The sequence below is a fragment of the Archangium sp. genome, from assembly GCF_036388035.1.
Classification (GTDB): Bacteria; Myxococcota; Myxococcia; order Myxococcales; family Myxococcaceae; genus Archangium.
This window is the reverse complement of record NZ_DASVSO010000454.1, coordinates 1-4,299: the sequence shown is the minus strand read 5'-3', so window position 1 is coordinate 4,299 and position 4,299 is coordinate 1. Positions and strand designations below refer to the sequence as shown.

Here is a 4,299-nt window from a genome sequence, read left to right as displayed (position 1 = left end):
GCCCGAACTGTTCACCGAGGAGCAACGCCTCTACCTCAAGACGGCGCTCCAGTTCTCCGTGGAGCAGGTCCTCCCCTTGTCCGACAAGATCGAGGCCAAGGACAACGCGCTGCTGCGCGACCTGCTGCGCCGCGCGGGCGAGCTCGGCCTGCTGATGATCGACATCCCCGAGGCGTACGGGGGCCTCGGGCTGGACAAGACGACCTCGCTGCTGATCGCCGAGGCCATGAGCATGCAGGGCTCCTGGTCCGTATCCTTCGGCGCGCACACGGGCATCGGCACGCTGCCCATCGTCTGGTTTGGCAACGATGCCCAGAAGCAGAAGTACCTACCGAAGCTGGCCACCGGCGAGCTCGTCGCGGCCTACGCCCTCACCGAGCAGGGCAGTGGCTCGGACGCGCTGGGGGCCAAGACGAAGGCCGTGCTGTCTCCGGACGGCAAGGAGTGGATCCTCAACGGCTCCAAGCTCTACATCACCAACGCGGCCTTCGCGGACGTGTTCGTGGTGTTCGCCAAGGTGGACGGCGACAAGTTCACCGGCTTCATCGTGGAGCGCGGCACGCCCGGGTTCACCGTGGGCCCCGAGGAGCACAAGATGGGCATCCGTGGCTCGTCCACGTGCCCGCTCTACTTCGAGGACGCGCGCATCCCCCGGGAGAACCTGCTCGGCGAGGTGGGCAAGGGGCATAAGATCGCCTTCAACATCCTCAACTACGGCCGGCTCAAGCTGGGCGCGGGCGTGCTCGGCGGCATGAAGCTGCAGCTGCGCAACGCGCTGCTCTTCGCGCAGGAGCGCAAGCAGTTCAAGGCGACCATCGCCAGCTTTCCGCTCATCCGCGAGAAGCTCGCGCGGATGACCACGCTCGTCTACGCGGTGGAGAGCATGACGTACCGCACGGCGGGTCTGGTGGACGCGTCCATGGCCGGGGCGAACAAGACGGCGGCGGACTACGAGGCGCGCCTCATCGCCGCCATCGAGGAGTACGCCATCGAGTCCTCCATCATGAAGGTGTACGGCTCGGAGGCATTCGGGTACCTGGTGGACGACGCGGTGCAGATCCACGGCGGGGCGGGCTACATCGAGGAGTACCCGGTGGAGCGCGCGTACCGGGATGCGCGCATCAACCGCATCTTCGAGGGCACCAACGAGATCAACCGCATGCTCATCGCGGGCATGCTGCTCAAGCGCACGATGAAGGGCACGCTGCCGCTCTTCGAGGTGGCGCAGGCGGTGGACGAGGAGCTGTCGGCGGGGCGGCTGCCGAAGGCGCGGGTGCAGGACGAGCTGGCCGCGGAGGAGCAGGCGACGGAGAACCTCAAGCGACTGGCCATCTACACGCTGAAGGTGGCGGCGGAGGCGTTCGGCCCGGCCATCGAGGAGCACCAGGTGGTGCTGGCCACGGTGGCGGACATCGTCATGGACGCGTACGCACTGGACTCGATGGTGACGCGCACGCGGCAGACGGCGGACGGGAAGCTCGACGCGGCGCGGGTGGCGATGACGCGGCAGTACGCCACCGAGGCCAACGCGCGCTCCTACGACAGGGCCCGGCTCGCGCTGTGCGCCACCGCGAAGGGAGACGCGCTCAAGGAGCACCTGGGCAAGGTGGCGCGGCTGGAGCTCTTCACCCCGTACGACCCGGTGGAGTTGCGCGAGACGGTGCTCAAGTCCGTGGAGCAGGCCAGCGGCTACCCGCTGTCGGCGGTGTAGCGCTCACGGCATTTTCATCACCGCGTCCATGCCGAAGCAGACGCGGGCGCGCCAGGGCGGCGGCGGGAGGGACTCCAGCGAGAGGAGCTTCTCCAGCCGCTCGTGGGTGTCCCGGCTCAACGTGCCGAAGTTGACGCCAAAGGTGGGCAGCACCTCCGGCCCACCCGCGGACGTCCACGCCACCTCGCCGTGCAGCATGAGCGTCCCCAGCGTCAGGTCCATCTCCAGCAGGAAGGGCATGCCCACCTTCACCGACTGGGGCAGCGTCGGGGCCTCCACCTCCAGCCCCACGCCCCCGCGCGACAGGTCCTTCACGAAGTAGGGCGGCGCGAAGGGCGTCTCCTCCTCCATCGCCGGCAGGCGCAGCGGAATGCGCGGGTAGCGGCGCAGCTTCTCGAACTCCTGCAGGTCGAAGATGCGCTGCAGCACCGCGTCCAGCCCGCCACGGTCCATGCCCGCGTCGTACTTCACGGTGATCATGTAGCGCCCGTTGGGCTGCGGCGTCACCCGCACCACCTCGCCCAGCACCTCCACCGGCGTGGGCACCCCGGGGTTGTGCATCTCGAAGACGAAGCGCGTGCCGAGCGGCAGGCTCTTCTGCACCTGCAGCGTCACGCCTCCCTGGCCGACGCTGCGCGTGTACTCGCTCAGCAGCGCTTCCGGTTTCTTGTAGGCCACCTTGAGGCGGACCTCGGCGGGGGCCTTCTGGGTCGCGGTCTGGCTCATGGCTGCTGTCCCCTGGCTGGGTGCATGGATGGGCGGATCATAAGGCATGAAGAAGGCCGGGCTTCCAGCGTGGAAGACCCGGCCTCGGGTGCCACCGTGCTGAGGAGGCGACTAGGCCTCCGGCAGTTCACCGGCAGTGATATCGAGGGTCTTGTTGGTGTAGACGTAGCTGCCCTCGGTGGTCTTGATGGTGCCGTCGAGCACCAGCTTCACGCTGCCGCTCCGGGTCGAGGTGGCGTTCACGCTCATCGTCAAGAGAGGACGCCCCGAGGGCGCGTCCGGATGAGTCCCTCGCACCCCCGGCCAGGATGCGAGGAGTGGGCGGCCCCAAGGGGGGCACCCAGCGGCGGCAGTAATGCAGGGGCCTTTCGCCGGGGTCAATCCGTCCGGTCTCCTCCACTTCTTCCCACTCCGGCTCCCCGGGCCTCTATCCCCTCGGAGACACGGGCCTGTACGGGCCTGTTGCATTTCTTGACCGGGTAGGGGGCCGCGCGTATTTTCCGCCGCCCAAGTGGATCGGAGTGGGAAGGGGTGGCGTAATGTGGATCGGCCGGGCTGACAGGGTGGACCTCTCCGCGTGTTCCGTGGCGTCTATGAGCACCAGATCGACGCGAAGGGGCGCACCAGCCTCCCGGCCCGGCTGCGCGAGACGCTCGTGGGGGGCTACGACGAGCGCCTCATCATCACCACGGCGTTGGACCCCTGCCTCCACGCCTATCCGGTGCGCGAGTGGGAGCAGCTCGAGGCCGCTCTCGCCAAGCGCAACCCGATGGAGCCCGGGGTGAAGACGCTCATGCGGCTCTACGTGGCCAGCGCGCAGGAGTGCCCGCTCGACAAGCTCGGGCGCGTGCTCATTCCGCCGTCGCTGCGCGCCCACGCGGGGTTGGACAAGGACGTGGTGTGGGCGGGGATGGTGAAGGTGATTGAGCTGTGGAGCCGCGAGGGCTGGGCGAAGGCCCAGGAGGAGGCGCGCAAGGAGGCCTCCAGCGCGGACGTCATGCGCGTGCTCACGGAGCTGCGCTCGGTGTAGCGGGCTGTAGCTCGCTGTAGCCAAAATCTGGACGCGAAGCAGGAAAGCCGGGAAGGTGGCGACATGAACCAGACAGCCGAGTCACAGGGCATTCGCGCGGTGTCGAGTGGACGCGTGGAGACCCTCATGCTCGAGGGGGAGCTTCTGGAGAAGGATCTCACCGAGCTGTGCGAGGAGCTCGTGCGCCGCATGCAGCGGGGCCTGCGCAACGTGGTGATCGACTTCAGCGAAGTGAGCCACCTGGACTACCGCGGCGTGAAGCCGCTGATGGCGCGCGCCGAGGCCTTCCGCAAGACGGGCGGGGACGTGAAGCTGGCGGGGCTCTCGCCCTACCTGTCCGCCATCTTCCGGGCCGCGGGCGCCTACAACGCCTTCGAGTTCTACCCGCATATGAACGATGCCCGGGCCGCCTTCGCGCTCGCGCGGGCTCCCTTCGTCTGATGTGGGCACCTCTTGGCTGACTTCAGCCACCAGACCGTCCTCCTGAAGGAGGCGGTGGAAGTCCTTCGACCGGGAGCGGGGACGGTGATCATCGACGGCACACTGGGAGGTGGTGGCCACACGGAGGCGCTCCTCGCCCGAGGTGCGACCGTCATCGGTGTGGACCGCGACCCCGTGGCCCTCGAGGCCGCCCGGGCCCGGCTCGCCGGCTACCCGCGCTTCAGCGCGCGCCAGGGCAACTTCGGGGACCTGCTCGACGTGGCCTCGGACGTGCTGCCGGTGGACGGCGTGCTGGTGGACCTGGGCGTGTCCTCTCCCCAGCTCGACGTGGCCGAGCGCGGCTTCTCCTTCCAGAAGGACGGGCCGCTGGACATGCGCATGGGCGACACGG

Annotated in this window: 6 protein-coding genes; 4 read left to right on the top strand and 2 right to left on the bottom strand. The window is 68.5% G+C overall.

The features are described from left to right. A partial coding sequence (locus VF697_RS18340) for an acyl-CoA dehydrogenase family protein (protein WP_331096738.1) occupies positions 1–1,711 on the top strand: 1,711 nt, incomplete at its 5' end. A 3-nt stretch (positions 1,712–1,714) separates the two neighbouring features. Here VF697_RS18340 and VF697_RS18335 read toward each other — a convergent pair. Together VF697_RS18335 and VF697_RS18330 are read right to left on the bottom strand one after the other, a co-directional pair. Beyond that, entirely contained in the window at positions 1,715–2,437 is a 723-nt protein-coding gene (locus tag VF697_RS18335) for a PilZ domain-containing protein (RefSeq protein ID WP_331096735.1), read from the bottom strand. 111 nt (positions 2,438–2,548) lie between these two features. Then, on the bottom strand, positions 2,549–2,692 hold the full coding sequence (locus tag VF697_RS18330) for a hypothetical protein (protein ID WP_331096733.1): 144 nt from the start codon (positions 2,690–2,692) through the stop codon (positions 2,549–2,551). Between the two features lie 322 nt (positions 2,693–3,014). Between VF697_RS18330 and mraZ the strand changes: the two genes are divergently transcribed. The 3 genes from mraZ to mraW all read left to right on the top strand — a co-directional run. Beyond that, the gene (mraZ, locus tag VF697_RS18325) at positions 3,015–3,467 is read left to right on the top strand and encodes a division/cell wall cluster transcriptional repressor MraZ (RefSeq protein ID WP_331096732.1); all 453 of its coding nucleotides are present in this window, start codon (positions 3,015–3,017) and stop codon (positions 3,465–3,467) included. Between the two features lie 63 nt (positions 3,468–3,530). After that, positions 3,531–3,908 (top strand): STAS domain-containing protein, encoded by a 378-nt coding sequence (locus tag VF697_RS18320; protein ID WP_331096730.1) that lies wholly within the window; start codon positions 3,531–3,533, stop codon positions 3,906–3,908. 12 nt (positions 3,909–3,920) lie between these two features. Continuing rightward, positions 3,921–4,299, top strand: a 379-nt coding sequence (gene mraW, locus VF697_RS18315; RefSeq protein WP_331096728.1) for a 16S rRNA (cytosine(1402)-N(4))-methyltransferase, incomplete at its 3' end; no start/stop codon positions are given.